General features: G+C 55.9%; 13 protein-coding genes. 1 reads left to right on the top strand and 12 read right to left on the bottom strand.

Annotated elements, in window-relative coordinates; genetic code table 11:
* Window positions 1-56 precede the first annotated feature (56 nt).
* From tssC to ACXAG1_RS09780, 12 genes are all read right to left on the bottom strand, one after another.
* Window positions 57-1,544: a type VI secretion system contractile sheath large subunit gene (tssC, locus tag ACXAG1_RS09835; protein ID WP_475091515.1), complete on the bottom strand. Its 1,488-nt coding sequence runs from the start codon at window positions 1,542-1,544 to the stop codon at window positions 57-59.
* On the bottom strand, window positions 1,544-2,074 hold the full coding sequence (gene tssB / locus ACXAG1_RS09830; RefSeq protein WP_475091514.1) for a type VI secretion system contractile sheath small subunit: 531 nt from the start codon (window positions 2,072-2,074) through the stop codon (window positions 1,544-1,546). The genes tssC and tssB overlap by 1 nt, the downstream gene beginning before the upstream one ends.
* A gap of 45 nt (window positions 2,075-2,119) precedes the next feature.
* Window positions 2,120-3,415, bottom strand: a complete 1,296-nt coding sequence (tssA, locus tag ACXAG1_RS09825; protein WP_475119615.1) for a type VI secretion system protein TssA — start codon at window positions 3,413-3,415, stop codon at window positions 2,120-2,122.
* Between the two features lie 89 nt (window positions 3,416-3,504).
* Window positions 3,505-4,350, bottom strand: a complete 846-nt coding sequence (locus ACXAG1_RS09820) for a hypothetical protein (RefSeq protein WP_475119614.1) — start codon at window positions 4,348-4,350, stop codon at window positions 3,505-3,507.
* 417 nt (window positions 4,351-4,767) lie between these two features.
* Complete coding sequence (gene tagF, locus ACXAG1_RS09815) at window positions 4,768-5,445, bottom strand: type VI secretion system-associated protein TagF (RefSeq protein ID WP_475119613.1); 678 nt, start codon at window positions 5,443-5,445, stop codon at window positions 4,768-4,770.
* Between the two features lie 16 nt (window positions 5,446-5,461).
* Window positions 5,462-9,004: a type VI secretion system membrane subunit TssM gene (gene tssM, locus ACXAG1_RS09810; RefSeq protein WP_475119612.1), complete on the bottom strand. Its 3,543-nt coding sequence runs from the start codon at window positions 9,002-9,004 to the stop codon at window positions 5,462-5,464.
* Window positions 9,005-9,022: 18 nt separating this feature from the next.
* Window positions 9,023-9,895 (bottom strand): type IVB secretion system protein IcmH/DotU, encoded by an 873-nt coding sequence (gene icmH, locus ACXAG1_RS09805; protein WP_475091509.1) that lies wholly within the window; start codon window positions 9,893-9,895, stop codon window positions 9,023-9,025.
* A gap of 1 nt (window position 9,896) precedes the next feature.
* Window positions 9,897-11,234, bottom strand: a complete 1,338-nt coding sequence (gene tssK / locus ACXAG1_RS09800; RefSeq protein ID WP_475119611.1) for a type VI secretion system baseplate subunit TssK — start codon at window positions 11,232-11,234, stop codon at window positions 9,897-9,899.
* Window positions 11,235-11,300: 66 nt separating this feature from the next.
* Window positions 11,301-11,915, bottom strand: coding sequence for a type VI secretion system lipoprotein TssJ (gene tssJ / locus ACXAG1_RS09795; RefSeq protein ID WP_475091507.1), 615 nt, complete (start codon window positions 11,913-11,915; stop codon window positions 11,301-11,303).
* A gap of 143 nt (window positions 11,916-12,058) precedes the next feature.
* Window positions 12,059-13,942: a type VI secretion system-associated FHA domain protein TagH gene (tagH, locus tag ACXAG1_RS09790; RefSeq protein WP_475119610.1), complete on the bottom strand. Its 1,884-nt coding sequence runs from the start codon at window positions 13,940-13,942 to the stop codon at window positions 12,059-12,061.
* Window positions 13,943-14,015: 73 nt separating this feature from the next.
* On the bottom strand, window positions 14,016-15,545 hold the full coding sequence (locus ACXAG1_RS09785) for a type VI secretion system contractile sheath domain-containing protein (protein ID WP_475119609.1): 1,530 nt from the start codon (window positions 15,543-15,545) through the stop codon (window positions 14,016-14,018).
* Complete coding sequence (locus ACXAG1_RS09780) at window positions 15,542-16,378, bottom strand: transposase (RefSeq protein WP_475119608.1); 837 nt, start codon at window positions 16,376-16,378, stop codon at window positions 15,542-15,544. The genes ACXAG1_RS09785 and ACXAG1_RS09780 overlap by 4 nt, the downstream gene beginning before the upstream one ends.
* A gap of 221 nt (window positions 16,379-16,599) precedes the next feature.
* Here ACXAG1_RS09780 and ACXAG1_RS09775 point away from each other — a divergent pair, with 221 nt between their 5' ends.
* The gene (locus ACXAG1_RS09775; protein ID WP_475119607.1) at window positions 16,600-17,466 is read left to right on the top strand and encodes a Stp1/IreP family PP2C-type Ser/Thr phosphatase; all 867 of its coding nucleotides are present in this window, start codon (window positions 16,600-16,602) and stop codon (window positions 17,464-17,466) included.
* Window positions 17,467-17,473 lie beyond the last annotated feature (7 nt).

Here is a 17,473-nt window from a genome sequence, read left to right as displayed (position 1 = left end):
AGAAGAAAACACCGAAGTAGCAAATTGGGGCCGGCGGGAAACGCCGGCCCCCATCATTAACCCGCAGACGGGATATTGGCGACCATACGCATGGATGTGGTGAGCTCTTCCATTTGCAGCCACGGCTTCAGATAGGCCACAGCGCTGTAACAACCGGGCTGACCGGGAATTTCCTTCACTTCAACACGGGCTTCCGCCAGCGGATACTTAGCCTTCATCTCGGCACTCGCATCCGGGTTGGAGTTGGTGTATTGGGAAATCCACTTGTTCAACCAGCGCTCGCAGTCACCGGCTTCCATAAAGGAGCCCACTTTGTCCCGCGCCATCACCTTCAGGTAGTGTGCGATGCGTGACGTGGCCATCAGGTATGGCAGACGAGCGGAAATGGAGGCATTGGCGGTGGCATCCGGATTGTCAAAAACCTTGGGCTTCTGCGCGCTCTGGGAACCAAAGAATACGGAATAATCGGTATTTTTGTAGTGGCACAGCGGCAGGAAACCCTGGGCGCTGAGCTCCGCTTCACGGCGGTCGGTGATGCCGATTTCCGTGGGGCACTTCTGGTCAAGATCGCCGTCGTCGCTTTTGAATACGTGGGTCGGCAGGCCCTGTACCTTACCGCCACCTTCCGCGCCGCGGATAGCGGTACACCAGGAGTTTTCGGCAAATGCCTGAGTCATGGTGGTACCCATCACGTAGGAGGCATTCATCCAGCAGTACTGGTCGTGATCGGCGGGCTTGGACACACCGGACTCGTCGACTTCAAACTCTTCGAAGTTGAAAGATTCCACTGGCTTGGTGTTGGCACCGTAGGGAGTGCGCGCCAGAGTACGCGGCATGACCAGGGTAACGAAGCGGGAATCGTCACTGTCGCGGAAGCTGCGCCACTTGATGTATTCGCCGGATTCGAAAATACCGCCCAGGTCGCGGGGCTTGGACAACTCGGTGAAATCATTGAAACCGAACATGCCGGCGCCGGCGGCGGAGATAAACGGACAGAAGCCCGCTGCCGCCACGTTGGACATTTTGCTCAGCAACTCGATATCTTCCGGGTGACTGGTGAATTCGAAGTCGCCGATCATGCAGCCGAACGGCTCACCACCGGCAGTGCCAAACTCTTCTTCGTAGATTTTCTTGAAGGTCTGACTCTGGTCGAACTCGACCGCCTTGTCCAGGTCGCGGAACAGTTCGCGCTTGGACAGGTTCATCATGCGGATTTTCAGGGTTGCACCAGTCTCTGAATTCATCACCAGGTGGTTGAGACCGCGCCAGGAGCCTTCCAGCTTCTGAAATTTCTCGTCGTGCAGGATTGCAGACAACTGACGGGACATAGCCTGATCAATCGCCTGTACCGCTTTGTTGATGGTCTGAGTCAGGTTGCGATCCCAGGTCAGGGTACCCTGCATGGCCTGCTTGGTGAGGTTGGCAATCAGGTCCTGCGCTTCGTCGGGCTGGGTCTGTTTGGTGGCGGTGATCGCCTGTTCCAGCAGACTGACCGACTGCTCTTCAACTTCCTGTTCTGCTACGTTTTCAACTTCGGTACTCATTACGCATCCTCTCCCTTATCTTCGCCCTTTTCTTCACCGAGGCCCAGTTGTTCGGAGATGGCACTGACGTTGTCGGTACTTTTGAGAATATCCTCGAGCACTTTTTCCAGCTCTTCGGAGCGGTCGGCCTTGCTCAGAAGGTCGCGCAGTTTGCTGCGTGCTTCGAGCAGTTGTTTCAGGGGCTCAACCTGATCGACGATCTGCTCAGGAGAGAAATCGTCCATATGATTGAAGTCCAGGTCCACCGCCATTTTGCTTCCATCACCGGACAGGGTGTTTTCCACCTGCAGGTTCAGTTTGGGATTTACCTTGGCCATTACATCGTTGAAATTGTCGCGATCAACCTGTACGAACTTGCGCTCTTTCAACGGGCGACGATTTTCGGTGTTGTCACCGGAATAATCACCCATAACGCCGGTCACGAAGGGAAGCTCTTTTTTGACTTCCGCGCCATTGGTTTCCACATCGTAGGTGATGTGTACACGCGGCTTGCGCACGCGCTTCAGTTTGTTGTGAATACTCTCTGACATCGGGGTCTCCTTTCCTCAATTCGGGAATCGTAGTGATGAGTGGGTTTACCAGCTTGGGGCACCGGTTTCAGCTGGTGCAGTTTCGGTTTGTTCGGACCAGTTGCCGTCGCCCTGCTCTGGAGCGGCCGATGCAGTGGCAGATTCCGTCGGAGCTGCCGCCGGCTGTTTCGGGCTCGCCACTGCGACCGGGGGTGCCACATAACGCTGGCTGTCACTACCATCGAGCATGACACCGGTCAGTTGGGAGTAGATTGCTCGGGACTGGTCATCGGGCAACAGCTCTGTCATCAGTTCGGCAACGGTCATACGACCCCAGCTGATCAGACGTTCCAGCCCGGGTGCCAGTGGCGTGTGGGGCTCATAGGTACGGAAATAGCGCGCCGCCTTTTCAAGAAGCACCAGTGCGTCCTCACGTGTGGTAATGGCACCGGTGGGCACTGCCATCTGCTGCACCATGGCTGCGACTTGCTGCATTCCCGGCTCGGATGTCTCCTCATCACTGTTGCTCTCTGCAACTTCCGGTACGGCCGCCAGCGACTCCAGCTGCTCCTTGTAGATAAAGCGCGTGGTGCGCAGGACTTCGTCCAGCAGGCCGCTGATGTTGGAAAAGGGTGGTGCGTCGTGGGCGCAGTGAGAACGGAGGGTTTCGTTAATTTTTTTGTACGTGGTCAGCGCTTCTTCCAGGGTCTCCACCAACCCCTGGGCCCACTGGGGGGCAGCACCTTTTGAGCACTGTTCAAATTCGCCAATGCCGTACCCGAGGGTTTCTACCCGTGCGGCCTTGGCATCCGGGTCGGCAATCTTGTCCGCGTCTCTCGCCTGCTGGTACTGAAAGAAGGAAAAACCACCGAAGTCTCCTTCCGGGGTAATGTCAGCGCTGCGAATCGGTAGCAGCAAAGTGCCGTCGGCCCCATCACCATTCAGTCCGGTGAGCGGCGCCACCTTGGTTTCCAGTCCATCTTCGTCCGGCTCGGGATAGAGGCCATCCCAGAAGTTATCCACTAACCCTTGCAGCAACACAATACCGTCGCGCAAGCCGGCAAAACCATGCAGACGAATCAATGCCTCCGTGTACCAGCTGGCAACTTCAAGGTCTTTACTTTTCTCCCGCAGAATTTTCTCCGCGGTAGCCGCGACGTCGCGCCAGGGAGCAAGCAGATCGCTATCACTGTCATCGAACATCGCCGAACGCTCAGCCGCGCGGGCGCTGTTGCGCGCATCCTTGATGGTGTAGTAATCGGAGGTGGGAGAACGATCTTCGCGAATATCCTCTCCCTGAGGATTGTCCCCGGCTATCGCCTGCAGCAGGGCATCAATCTCGATTACATTGGCGAATGCCATAAGAAATCCTTTTCTCTCAAGTCTTGTGAATGACGTTACTGGGCGCCAAATCGCTGTTTAAATACGGGCAAACGCGCACTTGCGGGTTATCAGGCCCGCATACGCCGCTTTCTGCGTGACATACGCCCCATAGGTTCAACCAGCCTGGATCGTGACTCTTCGGGTATAAAGCTGGAGAGTACGTTCACTAACTGCGCCCGCTTCTGATCAAATTCCCGCGCCTCACACCACAAAAACTGTGTAAACACCCGCCCACGACTATTGCAGCAGGCCACCAGGTAGCGCACCGGGACCCCGTCAATTTCCGCGGCGATTTCCCCGGCGAATCCACTGAAGTACCCCACTGCGAGCTCGCTTGCTGGACGAACAACCAAACCGCCATTGACCTGCCCGGCGCACTGATGAAGCTGCGCGCCGCAGTAACCTCTCATGTCGGATGCGCTTTGCGTCTGTTGCAGTGCTTGCCACAGCACGACACAAAACTCATTTTCATCCAGATTTCCGGCCTGGATCACTGCACTCTTGTTTAATCCCACCAGTGTCTGCCAGTGTGCCGGCACTTGCAGGGTGCAACTACTATCACTGGCGGACATGTTTTGCAGCAATGTTGAGGCACCTACTGCGATATCGCTCGCTTGTTTTGAACCCACACCTGTCATTGCGGCTACTTGCGTATCAGGCGCACGCGGTGACGGCTTCTGCCGTGGTAGGCGGATCTCTGTATGCCAGCCTGCCATTGCAAATGCCTTTACGAGACGCTCTGCGTCCGACTTTTGCTCAAATCGTTTCACCACGGATGGGCCGCTAGAAAGCAATCGTTTGATCTGCTTGAAGTCGAGCCCAAACTGACTGGATAGCTGCGCGATCCCCTGCCGCCGAGTAACGCCTTCACACAGGCTACCGATAAACACAACTTGATAGTTGCTCACTGACATTTCCATTCCCTGAAATTTTGGCCACATCGACCTGGCCTCATCATCCTGAAGAGCTCTCGCAGAGACGCCCACAGAGGCCATATTCACGCTACCAACCGCAATCATTACAGCGCTGCTATCAAACAGTAATCAGTACACCTGTACCGATTACGTCAAAACCAAACCATTATTTTATCGAAAATGAATGCGCAAAGAAGTGCAGGGATAAAGCAATTCCAGAGAAAACTGAATTTTTATTGGTACGCCTATACCAAGTACGTCAAAATCAATCTGCCATTAATTAATAAGCGAGAAAAAACCTTAAATTACACGGCATTTCATCCCACCATTTCCTCCGCAAATCTTCGCGATCATTCGATGAGTTTTTAACTGGTAGCGCTTTCACATCCGCGGAAGATGTACGTTCGTACCAGTTCGTCACCAATGATATTCGGGGGCACCCAGCATTGAGCAATAGGACGATGGGTCCGGCAGACCGGGACACAGCATGGTCGTCGAAGCCAACTGCTGCGAGCCAGCACACCACCATAGGCTATAGCTGCTGGCAGACTGCTTGAGCAATTTCTCCATGATTAACGGGTAGCTATCGTCAATACTATTTGTACCGTTTACTGTCATCAGTCCCTGCTCACCGATGCTTATACCCGGTATCGGAAAATCACCGTCCGTTGCGGATCCCATTTCCGGAAATCGGTCCTGCAACTGGTCCACCAGCAAAGCATTCTGCAGCGCCTCAATGGATAAATCCGACAGCGCCTGAAACCATTCATTGCCTTTCTTCATCAAGGCAAACAGGTTGCTCGAAGACGGTTGTGGTGCTGCAAGTGTAAGCGGGAAGTAACGGCCGACACTGTCGACACTTGGAACAAGTACACCTGCCCAACACTGGCCATCGACAACGCCAGGGGAGAACGCAAACCGCCAGATAGGGCTTGTCAGGTAGTAATCCAGCCAGGTTTCCCCCATTAGCTCCCTGGCACCGTGCACTGCGCGCTGCAGCCATTCGTCCCAGGGGGTGACAAAGCTGCCGGGTAAATCCCGCTGCACGAAATCCCCGTGAGCGGGCAACTTTCCGAATATACCTCTACTTGCCATGTGACTTTATCCGTCGTTACAAAACTTGCGGGCAGCGATAGGCTGCCAACAGGTTTTTGTCGAAGGGGTTATAGGCACTGGAGGAGCGCACCCGGAACTGAGCGGAGCGGCCCTCTTCGCTGAATGTCAGAAGGTATTCGTTACTGCTGCGCCCGCGGGTCATTTCCGAGTTACCCAGCAAGCGATACCAGGCCCAATCGCCTTCGAAATGCTGACGGTGCACTGTCTGATTCAGATCTTCGAAAATAATACGCGCGCGATTGGATTCACCACCACGCCAGTCGAGATTACTGCTGGTGCGCGGCCCATGCGAATATGGTACGCGCTGATCGCCTAGCTCAAGTGCAAACAGACGTACCCCGGAATCCAGCTTGGTGGGCTCAATGCGAAAGCCGTATCCGGCCTGCTCGCCTTGAGCAAACAGGGTTTTGCGGATGATCTCTGCGCGCTGTAACTGAGTGAGCGAGCTTGAAGAAATCCCGAGACTACGCCCCTCGAGTGCGCGCGCTTTCCAATTGCGTGTATCGATAAATGGCTTCAGGTATTGCTGCACGAACTGCTGCTCAACACCACCAGGCTTGAAGTATTCGTTAAACAGCAACACCGGCACTTCCTGCTCACTGCGACTTTGCAGAGGAAAACGATTGGCCAGACTTCTGTTGTACACACTGTAAACCTGCTCACGCCATACACGATCCACATGCCCCTTCGCCTTGGCCATCACCAGTGACCAGGTGCTGTCTGCCACCTCCTCCAGCCAGCCATCAAAAGGCGCCGGGGCATTGGCAGCCTTGATGCGTAACTGTTTAATGGCATCGCTGGCGCCGGAAAAGCGCGCCTTGGCCTTATTGAAGGCCGCCTCATCGGCATCGACCCCGCCATCAATTTCTGCGAGATATTCCTGCACCTGGGCAATCGCCGACAGGTATTCCTGCACCCGTGCCGGGCGCCCTTTCTCGCTGCGGGTCAACCGGTGCAATTCCTCAAAGCGCACATCCACTACCGTGGGTTGATACTTCTCAGCCAGTGCGCTGGCCGCACCACTGACCGCCGCACCGCCCAGCCTGCGGGTAGTACTGGAAACCGGCAGCGGCACACCATTGGCATCAACAGGCAATTCCGGGCGAAGCGTCAGGCGAGTGTTGTCGGCGGTGATTTCTGACACCGCGAGCAGCGGCGAATACACCGGGTCCGAAAGTTTGGACAGCACCTCAAATGCCTGGGAGGTGGAAGTGAATCCGGTAAGGGAAAAACCGGTAAGGAACTGTCGCCAGCGTTGCTCGTATTCGGAAAGGTAAATACGTTTCACCTCTTCGCCAAGCTTCTCGCGATCTTCCTCACTAAAATCTTCACCGTCGAGATCGTCACCGTAAATCCAGCGCTCCTCGGCCAACTTCTGCAACAGCGGGGCGTCAGCACCAAAATCAACCTCTTTGTAGCCGGCCTTGGTATACAGATACGGAATCTGGAAGCGGCTATCGGACGGGTCCACTCCAAACAGTTGCTGGGTATCGCCACCCACTTCACCGTAAAGATCAACACTGGTCTGCCCCAAGGGGCTGCGTTGCAATTGTCCATAAAGACGTTGCGGCACGGGAATACGCCGCAACTGCTGGCGTGCACTGGCGACGACCCGCTCATCGGGTGTACGCCCCTGGGGCAGCGGACGGGAGAATAGACGCTGTAAATGCGCGAGCAACTGCTCCTGTTTCGCCGCCTCGCCGCTCAGGCGTTGCGACCAGTCTTCGGCAAAATAGGCCTGCAGTACTTCCAGATCCCGCTTGTCCTCTTCGAAGAACATCAGATACGTTTTAAGCGTGGAGACCAATGCGGGGTCCGCACTGTCCATACGCGACAGATCGCGCTCGATGGTGGTTTGCAGTGCAGGCAGAAACAACTTTTCCAGCTGCTCCCGATACAGGGTATCCGCCGCCTGATCGACACGATCGTCGTAGAGACCGAGGTTATTCAGCCAGGGATGCTCTTCCTTCTGGTAAACCCGGGAAGCGGCGTGCAGGTGCTCCAGCTGAGTCAGCGCTTCTGTGGGCGACAAGCGTCGCCCGCGGTTCTCTGCCTGCAATTTTTCAAAGCTGCGGATATTATCCTGTACTTCATTCATATACAGCTTGTTCTGGGCGAGGCTGCCGGTCCACAGAAACAGAGCACCGACAAATATCGCCGCCGAACCCGCGTATACCGCACCGCGCAACCAGCGCGTCGCACGCTCGAACTTTCGGTTTACCCCAACCAGCTCCGCTTCCGGGAAGACCACATCCTTGAGCAAGCGATGCAGAAAGTAGCTTTTGCCATTGCCCTGGAATTTCTGCCCAACTTCCCGCTCCAAACCAAAGTCTGCGCTCACTGACGCCATCATGCGATCGATGGGGCTGCCTTCCTGGGTTCCGCTGGTGAAGTAGACTCCGCGTACCAGCGGTACGGTATCGTAGCGATTCGGACTGAATGCCTGGCGCACAAACTCGGCAAGCACACTCTGCAGACTTTCCATTCGCGCAGGAAAACCCTGTAACAGCGCGCGCTTCTCTACATTGCGCTCCTGATTCACCCGCCACAGTACCCGCTGATTGAGGCGTCCGATCAATGCACGGAATTCGCCGGTAAACTCGTCCAGCGGCGCACCGTCACCGACTCGCGCCTCCTCCGGAAAGCTGATCCCCCAGACCTGCTCACGCTCTGCCTGGGACAGGTTGTCGAAAAACTCGCTGAACCCGGCCACCAGATCGCACTTGGTAAAGGTGAGATAAATGGGGAAGCGTACACCCAGCTGCTGTTGCAGCTCATTAACCCGCGCGCGAATGGTTTTTGCCTGATGCACGCGCTGTTCTGCAGTCTGAACCATCAGATCCTGCAGGCTGATCGCCACCAGTACACCGTTGATGGGGCGGCGACGGCGATGTTTTTGCAGCAGGTTCAGGAAGGCCTGCCAGGCACTATTGTCGTATACCCTGTGACTATCCTGAGTGGTATAGCGGCCGGCGGTATCGATCAGAACTGCGTCGTTGGTAAACCACCAGTCGCAATTACGCGTGCCGCCGACACCGCCGAGAGCTTCTTTACCATGACTTTGCGCCAGGGGAAATTCGAGACCCGAATTCACAAGCGCAGTGGTTTTACCAGACCCGGGCGGGCCAATAATGATGTACCAGGGCAGTTGATACAGGGAAACCTGCCCCTGTGCAGAACGGAAGCGCGCCTTACGCAGTACCTGCATGGCATCACGGAATCGCTCTGAGAGTGCCTGCAATTCCTCCTGACTTCGCTCCTGGTCCGGGTCCGCAGCGGCTTCTTCTTTCGAGGATTCGATACCTTCGATCAGCGCCTGATTCTGACGTCGCTCCACCAGCAACTGGGCCAGGTTCCAAACCAGCCAGATGGCAAAGATGAATACAAAAATCGCGATACGCACGCCCTTGGACAGGGTGGCGTTATCACTGCCAAACTTGATGTAGTCAGCACCGAACCAGATCAGCAGTGACAAAGCGCTGACCCCGATCAGACCCAGCACCCATTTATTGGCAAAAAAATTGGCCAGACGTTTCATGTTGATTTCCAGCTTCCCTTACTTTTGCTCAGCGCTCTGCTCGACCAATGGTTTAATCGTTGCGTTTTTCACTTCGGTCAGCGCCTGAATTTCCGAAGCCACTGGTGTGGCACTCTGATAGAGCCACCAGCGGTAACCACTGAAAGTAGCGGCGAGGACACCAAACACCACGCTGGCAATCACCCATAGCGGGATGTATTGAATCAGCCGCGTTTTGCGTTCTACACAACCCTGCCAGCGGGGTGACAGGTCCCGGTCCATGGGCGGACGATGACTTTCGATGGTGCGGTACAGGTTGTCGCGGATCTGTTCCAGCTGTTCAAAGCCCCGCGGCGCCAAACGATACTTCCCCTGGAATCCGAGGCTCAGGCACAAATAGAACAGCTCCAACAATTCGATGTGTGAGCCCGGTGTTTCCAGGGTGCGCTGCAGAATCAGAAAGCATTTTTCGCCGCCGAAGGTTTCCTTATGGAACAGGCTCAGCAGCGAATGCTGACTCCAGCCACTGGCGGTACCCCAGGGAGTGGTCAACACCACTTCATCCACCACGGTACACAACAGATAGCGTGCGGTGAGTACCGTTTCCTGCGGCAGCGACAGTTGCTTTGCCTCGCGCTCGAAGGATTGAATCTCCCGTGTCAGGCGCTTGTGCAGGTCCGGGACATTGTTGTGACTCATGGTGGTACGCAGTTTGATGATCGCGCCCAGCAGTTTTGATGCTGCAGAAATCAGCGGGTTCAGGCTGTTGCGAATACGCAGGTCCGCGGCAACTTCGCCGGCGGAGAAATCCTGCACACGCGGGCGGGAACTCACGGGTGCTGCGGCGCCGGGTGTGGGAACCATCACAGTGCGATCTGCGGCACCCGGGGTTGAGTAGGCGTCGTTGCTCATGTCAGTTATTCCTGATGGCCCAGAGTTCCATGGTCATACCCGGGAACTCTGCCCCCAGGTGCACCGCAAATCCGCCAGAGCGCTGCATCGTCTGCCAGAGCTCACCGGCGCGTTCCAGTTCGAAGTAAGTGAAACCGGCGTGGTAGGGAATCTGCCGCGGAGCTACAGGCAATGCACGCACGGTGAGACCGGGCAGCTGCGCCGAGATCAATTCGCGAATGGCCTCCACCGGCGCCACTTTGGCCTGCCCGGGGAAGCGACTGCGCAGAAGATCGCCGGGCATATCCGCCTTGGCCGCGAGAATAAAGCTCGCGGTTTTGACCAGGGAGGGGTCGGTAATTGGCGCCACATAAATGCCGAACTTGCGTTGAACCAGATCCATCGGGATTGCGGTCTGTTCCAGCACCGTGGAAAGGGACTGGCGCAGTGCCGAGAATAGTCCGGTGTAGCTCTGCTGCAGGTTGTCGTGCATATAGCGTGGAATTTCCGGCGGGCGCTTGTTGCCAGAGGTAAATGTGGACAGCTCACCGGCAAGCTGTAGTAACTCCACAAACAGCGAAAGCGGATGCAGGCGTGGCTGGCCAGTGATCTGTTTCAACAGCGGTTCAAAGCGGTTGATCACCTGCAGCAACAGGTAATCAGCAATTTCTGCAGAACCGCTGCGACCACTGTCACTCAACCGATGTCCCAGGGCACTACCGCGATGATCCAGCAGACCTTTGACTTCTTCGATATACGCCTTGATCACCGGCGATGCATCGGCGTTCAGCAGTGGCGGTATATATTCTGCATCCAACTCTACCGGTTTTTCCGGCTGCCGTTCGCGAATACGCGCAATCCCGATTGCCGCATAACCGCTCAGGTCTTCGCTGCCAAGTTTTAAACAAGTGCGCAGCTTGCCAACCTGAATACGCGCCGCCTCACCCGAAGTAGACGCACTGTTTCGTGCGTCGAAATTGAAAGCCTGATACCGCGCCTGGGGAAAATCTTCCTGATCGCGTACAGATTCCTGGCTGCCCGGACGCTTCATCGGTATACACAGGTACACCACTTCATCCCGGGTATTCACCGGCACATCCAGTACATCCGGAAGATGCTCGTTTTCCGGAGCCAGCATCGGCGTGCCGTCGGGGAAAATGGCACTCACCCGAGACAGGGAAAGCTTACCCATGGCCATGGGCTCACTGTCGATGGCCAGTTCGATCAGCCCCCAGGTGTATGGCCCCAGCGCACCGGTGCGTGCCTCAAGCAACTGTTCCAGATAGCGATCCTGTTGCTGGAAATGCTGCGGGCGCAGGAACATACCCTCGCTCCAGATCACCTTGTTATTCGCCGACATACGTTTTCCCTGTTGCGGCGCGAAGCACTGGCTTCGCGAAATTAACGAACGATGAATGACTCAGAATCAGCGCTTGCCGGACTGCTGCAGTTTTTGTAGGCGCTCGTACTCGGCACTGGAGATGGTCACACTTTTGCCTTTTTCGGCGGAACCTTCACCACGCTCGTCAGAACGACTGGCCGCCGCGCGCGAGCGCATATTCAGCGCTTCCGTGGATGCCATGCGGGTTCCGGCAAGGGTGATCGCGTAATCGTTTTTGCGATGATCGGTAATCGGCAGCAGCATCAATGCATCCGCACGCTGGTACTGAACAAATTCCGCCAGCAGACCGATATACTTCACTTCCGGTGTCAGCGGCAATTTTTCAAGACGCTGCTCGCCGGGGGCAAACTCTTTGAGAATTACGGTATTAATCAGATCCTTGCCCAGACGGGACTCGGCGTTCTCGTAGAGATTTAAAAACTCTTCCCGGGAGAACTGGCGGTCGTCGGCGAGCATAAACACGCGCACTACCACCGGCGATGCACGGCCATCACTGTCCGGATTGACGTCCTGCTCAATATCCAGATTCAGCGCAACACTGGTATCAAAATTCAGGGTGCGACGGGTGGTCTGACAGGACGCGACACTGACCGCTACAAGCAGGATCACTAGCAGCTGTACAATTTTTTGAGTTTTCACGGTTTGCTCCGGTATTTTTTACCGTAGAAGTTTCGTGGTGACAGATGCCGAGCCACTTCCCTTCGACGATGGATACATCGGTTGATATAAAATTCTATTTCTTAAAGCTGTTTTCTAAAAAATATTAAAACTAGTTATCGAGACTATTTATTAAAAGAGCGTGAATTTTTCAGCTCAGACAGCTGACTCTCATAGGTGGTTGCGAACTCCTCACCAAACAGGCGGCGATAGCAGTTATCCGGGTCGCTCACCAGTTGCCGATAGGCATCTACATAGTTCTCCCAATTACGGGAACTCTTGCTGCTGAACACGCCGTTTTGCGATCCACCGCGACGCTCAATATTCTCCGGGCTGAAGAAACGCAACATGGCTTCGTAACCGGCGCGCATACCGGACAGAACAGCCACCTGATGATCGGAGAGATCATCAAAACTATCGCGTACCGCATCCACCGGCGTCATAAATGCACCGGTACCGGCGAACATCGCACCCAGGGCATCTTTTGCGGTGGCACTGAATTTCAACGGGTTGTTGGCCTCCGTCTGAATCATGGTGCGCTGTACACGCAACTCATTTTTGATACTGGTGCGCGCGCGCAGCAGATCAATCAGTCGCGCAACCGACTCCTCAACAATCGCCGCAGCCTGGTTGTCCAGCTGCGTCAGTTGTTCGCCCTGTAACTGCAGCCCAAGACGCTGCGCCAGCGCAACCTGAGGCTGGGATGGTTGTGACGGTGCGCCTGACAGATTTTCCGCAGGAGGCACCGAAACGGCTGCGGCTGATTCCACCGGCGCTTCGGTAGAGGGTGTGATTGCAGGTGGCGTAAACTGCTGGGAACCCTGCGCGAATCCGTGGTCCTGCACTGGAGCCGGGGTTGCGCCCGCCACTTCCAGGCCGGGAAAACTGGCCGGCGAACTCTGTGGCGCCGCAGGCATATTGGGCGAAGCGAATTCATCACCACCGCCGAAACCGGGTGCACCGGAAACCTGGTCACCGGCCACTTCAGAAAATGATTCGGCGAAGGGGTTGTGCGCAGCGGGCTGGTTGCCCGGAGGTGGTGCAACCGGCTGTGATGGCTGTTGCGCTACAGCCTGCGATTGCCCGAACTCAGATTGCGGCGCCCGGGGAGCAGACTGAGGCGGAAGCGACGGACTCGAACTGGTCGCAGATGGCACTGCCGGTACGTCCTGCTGCGTGCGGAATTGCATGGCGTGGTTGTGCGCCGGCGCGTGATCCTGCTCGCTGCCGTCCTTCCACCAGGCATCGTCTTCTCCCCACTGACTGGCTGGAGCCGGAGATGGCGCCGCCGAAAAACTGCTTAGCGGATCGAAGCCGCTGTTGCTGATGCCGCTCCCCCCAAAACTACCGCCGTCAATACCGGTGCCGAACGGGTTCTGGTCAGCCGCACTGCCTCGATTCAATACCTGCAGTGGGTCGGTTGGCGATTCCTGGCCGAGTAAGTTGTCAAAGCTGTTGCTGCCAAAATTATCTGACGCGGCATCGGTACCGCCCCCGGCCAGATAGCCCCATTCGCCACTCTGGTTTTTCGCTGCACTGGCGCCGGGTTCCAGCCAGCTATCGAGCTCCTGGGCTTCTTTATTACTTTGCATTTTTGCCGCGGCCGCAGGACTGAACGTGGTGCGGTCTGAACTGTCCAGAAAGTCGGCTTCTCCCAGGCCTTTGGGGAGGTCGCTATCTACCTTTGGCTGGCGAATCGAGACCTTGAGCTGGTAATCCCCGAGACCGATCACATCGCCATCACCGAGGGGAATGCGGTTGCCCTTTCCCAGGGGATCCGCGGAATGATTGTGGTAGGTGCCATTGGTGCTCTGATCCACCAGAAAGTAGCGATTGTCCGCAAACAGAATTTCGCCGTGGCGGGAAGAGACCACCCGCTGCGGATCCGGTAGAACCCAATCGTTGCTATCCGCGCGACCGAAGCTGCCGCCCTCACGGGTGAACAACTTGGTGTGCTTCAGCATATTGGCCCCATCGGGGTCAGCGACGACGGAAAGCAATAGATCCATGACGTTCAGACTCGCACTCTGGTTGTCCGCGGTATATCACCACACCGCAATACAGGATGGATGGGAAAGTCACTCACCAGGCACCTCGCAGCGCCGTACCGGCCAGTGACTGCAGCCGCGGCAGAAGGATTTCGTCGCGGCCCTGCACTGAGCGAAGCGCGCTGAGACCCGCGTCGCTAAAACGCGCTGCCGCTCGATCAGTCATCCAGGCTTCCGCGCAGGGGGTGAGCCATTCACCGTGGGGAAGCTTGCGCAGATGCAGGGGCAGATCGGTGTACTGATCCGCGGCCACCGCGGCGGGAACTCCTGCGGCAGAAAATGCAGAGCAGATGGAGAGCGCCAGCAGGTAGGCGCTATTGCCCCACAGGTAATACCGATGGCCAAGCTCCGGACTCAGCTCTTCGAAGGCAAAAGTCTCGGTGCGCGATGCGTCGGCCCCAAACGGCATCCGCAGCAGAAAACGGGGAGCGGCAAGGGCCACATGCTCGCACGCAGAATACTCCCGTAGCGCCTGCCAGCCTTCGGCAAACGAATCTGCCAACGGGTAACACCAGTCATCCGGATCCATGGAACCTGCCATATTTGGACAACCCGCGAGCCGGCAGTCGCCGCCCAGTACCAGTGTGCTGCCCGCCGCCTCGGCGATGGTGGCAAGGTCGATCAACATATGCAGATCGCGTTCATCGTCGTTAACGAAAAAGTCCCCGAGGATCAGATCGTACGGCTTGCTGCCGGCAACGGTATGGCGCTCTACCAGACACTTGAAAACCCCTGCGGCCTCGAGGTCATCCCCTGCCTGGGCGAGGTCTGCGAGAATCTCTTCCTTACTGATATCCAGCAGATGAATTTCCAGCCCCGGGTGATCTTCCAGGCGACGCAGCAACATGTGCAGACTGCGCCAGCTGGCTTCCAGCTGGCGAAAATCGCTGTGATGCATAATTTTGCGCATGGCTTCCGAGGCCGCCTCGGCGACTGCTTCGAGATACGCCGCCTGATTGACGTCTGCTTTTTTCTGCACATAGGGTGCAACGATATCTTTGATCAACAGATCGACCTGCCCTTCGGCAGAGCTGCGCACATGCTCCTGATACAGTGACTGGTAGTGTTCACCGGAAAGAATACGGTCCAACATGGATTGCGCACCCTCAGCAGAGCGGGACAAGTCCTGAGCCGGCGCACTGAAGTTTGACGGCAACAAATCCGATCGCCACTGACGGATTTCTTCCGCTGCGAGGGAAAAAGCCGCAGGCGTGAGCAGTTGCTTCTCCAGCTCGATAAATTTCTTGAATAGAGGAATACGCTGATACAGGTAATCTGGATGCAGGTCGTCAAACTCCAGCAACTGTAACGTTTCGTCCATACCGGGAATTTTTATCCCCACCTGTAATCGCTCGAACAGCTGTTCAAAGCTGTCCTTTCCCAGGCGATAGGCTTGCCGGTGCGCCAGAGACTGCGGTTCACAAATCGTCCGACTGGCACGACCACTGAAATCGCCGACGATTGCCACCCGGTAACTGGCACCATGGTTCCGTTTATGGCCATTTTCAGAATTTTCCCCGGAAGAGAAAATGGCCGCGCCGGTGTGCATACTCGCTCTACTCACAGTCCAGTCTCCAGGGTAATGGTGTTTTCCTTTTTGGCCGCCTCTGCGGTTGCATCGGTGCCACTTTTTGCCGGCGGGCCAGCAAGATCATCCATTTTGCTTTTTCCGCTGGGTGCAGCAGTGGACTGCCCTTCTGATTTCTTTGCGGCGGATTTACGTGGGCGACCGCGCTTTAACGGACGCACCCGTTGATTGGAGATCTGCTCAATCTTGTCTTTGAATACGTCCCCGCCGAGGATCTGTCCAAGCTTGATGGTCTCGGCAATGTAATCCAGCAGGCGACGGTCGAAGCGATAGCGAAACAGTTCGCGGTAAGCATCCGCTCTGGCCGTAGCAGTTTCGCCCAGTGCCATATACAGACGGTGATCTTTTATTACAGTGCTCGATGCAATATTGGCGTGATGCTGAAAGCTGGACCAGGGGTACTCGCTCATGGAGTCCGCCAGGCCCAGATAAATGGGGCGGGACTCTACATAGCGGTAACAGGTGAGCAGGTAGGCGTCAGAATCGATCAGGCTGGATTTGTAGCGGCCGGCCCACAGAGTACCGGAGCGGCGGTAGCGATGATTCACATACTGCACATAACGACGCCCCAGTGACTGCATCATGGAGGGAATACCATCCGGCACCTTCGGCGTCGCGATAATCTGGATCATATTGGGCAACAACACATAGGCGTGTATATCTACCCGATACTGGTCCGCCGCGTTACGCAGGCTATCCAGATAAAACTGATAGTCCTCCCCATCAAAAAAGCACGGCAGGTTATTGTGGCCTACCTGCACAATATGCTGTGGGATATCGATCAGATTGAGTCTCGGAAGACGGGGCATCGTGCCAAAAAATCCTTTTTAATTTGCACAGCCGTACCAACTGCGCCCCCGCTAATCGGAAGGGGTTGGCATTATTGCAAATGATTGAAAAAAAATTCAAACCTGATGCACAAGCAAGTTAACATTGCGGCGTTAAATCGGATGAAAGTCATGGAGATGGAACCACTGCATGGGTTTTGGTTCCGGTACTTTCAGGAATTAGTCATGGAGCTGTGACTGACATGGAGCCCATCAGGTTGGCAGTCAATGGACGCACTGATATCGGACAGGTGCGGGAAGAAAATGAAGACAGCATTCGCTGTCACAGCAATCCCGACCACCCTTTCGCCTATGTAGTGGTGGCCGACGGTATGGGCGGTTACAGCGGTGGTGCTACCGCCAGCCGCATTGCTGCAGATACATTGCACACCCAGTTCGAAACGCTATTAAGTTCTAGCTTCCTCACCTGCCCCCCGGAACAGCAACAGTTGATGTTGCGCGCCACACTGGTCGAAGGTATCGGTACGGCCAATCGGGAAATACTGCAGACCAAGCAGAGCCGTCCGCAGTTTTCCCAAATGGGGACGACACTGGTGGTGGCGGCCATCTGGCAGGATTTTTTGGTCGTCGCGCATATCGGCGATTCCCGTGCGTACCTTTGGAACAATTACGGCCTGCAACGTTTGACCAAAGATCACAGCGTGGTTCAGGAAATGATTGATTCCGGTCAATTAACGCCCGAACAGGCACAGACGTCCCAAGTAAAAAATCACATTACCCGTGCACTGGGCATTGCCGAGCCCGTGGAAGCCACGGTCAACAGCTGGACACTGAAGGAAAGTGCACTGTTATTACTGTGCAGCGACGGACTTACAGAATATCTCGACGACCATACCATCGAGCGTGTGCTTGCCACCTACCGGCCGGCACTGGAATGTGTGTACCACTTTATCGATGATGCCAATCAATGCGGCGGACGCGACAATATCAGCGCGGGCATTATCGAGTTCTGCCACCGCACCGATGCAGTGGTCGAATTTTCCGGCGACCCGATTACCCTCAAGCCGAAAGTTGATGAGGATATTACCGTACGCAAAACCCAGCGCTGAGTTTACG

This window comes from Microbulbifer sp. ABE4_465, from assembly GCF_056160765.1.
The sequence above is the reverse complement of the archived record's forward strand: the minus strand, read 5'-3'. Positions and strand labels throughout refer to the sequence as shown.